Origin of the sequence: Stenotrophomonas sp. HMWF003 (genome assembly GCF_003061285.1) — a bacterium.
GTDB classification, from domain to species: Bacteria; Pseudomonadota; Gammaproteobacteria; order Xanthomonadales; family Xanthomonadaceae; genus Stenotrophomonas; species Stenotrophomonas maltophilia_AP.
This window is the reverse complement of the sequence record NZ_QAIW01000061.1, coordinates 1-1,515: the sequence shown is the minus strand read 5'-3', so window position 1 is coordinate 1,515 and position 1,515 is coordinate 1. Positions and strand designations below refer to the sequence as shown.

At 68.8% G+C, this 1,515-nt stretch carries 2 protein-coding genes; both read left to right on the top strand.

Translation table 11 applies throughout. The features are described 5' to 3' along the window. A partial coding sequence (locus DBR34_RS22015) for a transglutaminase-like domain-containing protein (protein ID WP_258223621.1) occupies nt 1-881 on the top strand: 881 nt, incomplete at its 5' end. 43 nt (nt 882-924) lie between these two features. Further along, the coding region (locus DBR34_RS02210; RefSeq protein ID WP_146186759.1) for a carboxypeptidase-like regulatory domain-containing protein at nt 925-1,515 on the top strand (591 nt) is incomplete at its 3' end.

The following is a 1,515-nucleotide window of genomic DNA, read 5'->3' as shown; positions in this document are numbered from 1 at the left end:
CCGGCACCACGTTGCGCGCCTGGATTCCGTACCCGCGCGCGATCGCCGGCCAGCAGGAGCAGATCCAGTGGCGCGGCAGCACGCCTGGCCAGGCGCGCATTGCGCCGGCCAGCGCGCTGCAACGCACTGCGTACCTGGAAGGCACCGCCGTGGCCGGGCAGCCCACCCGTTTCGAAATCCGCTACGCGCTCACCGTGCGCGCCCGGCACACCCGCATCGACCCGGTCGTGGTACGGCCCACGCCCACCGACGCGGCGCTGGCCCCGTACCTGGCCGAACAGCCGCCGCACGTGCGCTTCACCCCGGCCCTGCGGCTGTTCTCCGACCAGGTGCTGCAGGGCGAAACCCGCCCCTACGAGGTGGCCCGCCGGCTGTTCGATGCGGTTGACCGCATTCCGTGGGCCGGCGCGCGCGAATATTCCACCCTGACCAACATCAGCGACTACGCGCTGCACGCCGGCCACGCCGACTGCGGGCAACAGACCCTGCTGCTGATCACCCTGCTGCGCATGAACGGCATTCCCGCGCGCTGGCAGTCGGGCATGGTCTACGCTGACGACGCGGTGGGCTACAGCAATCTGCACGACTGGGGCGCGCTGTACCTGGCCCCGTATGGCTGGGTGCCGATGGATGTCACCACCGGCCGACTGGACAGCCCGCAGCCGGCGCTGCGCGATTTCTACTTTGGTGGGCTCGATGCCTACCGCATCGCCTTCAACGACGCCTTCAGCCAGCCGCTGGTCCCGGCCAAGCGCTTCCCGCGCTCGGACACGGTGGATTCGCAGCGCGGCGAGGTCGAGTGGGATGGCGGCAACCTGTACTTCGATCAATGGAACTACGACTTCCAGTCGCACATCGTGCCACTGGCGGTGAAGCGGTAAACGGCACCACCCACGATTCCATATCTGCAGGAGAGAGCAGGGAATGAACACGAACAGGTTGAAGCGGGCGGCGCTGTGCGTCGCGTTGGGGGCGTGCCTGGGCACGTTGGCGCCGGTGGCGATGGCGCAGGACGGCGCGGTGGTGGGCAAGCTGCTCACCGACCCGGGCCAACGCCTGGACAACGCCACGGTGACGGTGCGCAACCCGTCCACCGGCTTTGTGCGCTCGGTACGCGCCGAGGCCAATGGCAGCTACCGCATTCCGCTGCTTCCGGTGGGCACTTACGAACTGGAGGTGGCCGTTGCCGGCGGTGCACCGACCCGCGTGGGCCAGATCAACGTGGGCCTGGGCAGCGCCACCACGGTCAATGTACCGGTGAGCGGGGTGAGCACGCTGGGCGCGGTGGAAGTACGCGCGCCGCAGGTGGTGTCGATGGTGGATGTGAAGTCCACCGAGTCGGCCACCAACATCACCCGCGAAGAGCTGTCGCGCCTGCCGGTGGACCGTGACATCACCGCCGTGGCGCTGCTCGCGCCGGGTGCGGTCAAGGGCAAGGGGTCGCTGGGTGGGCAGGGCATTTCCTTCGGCGGCTCGTCGGTCGCCGAGAACACCGTCTACATCAACGGCCTGAAC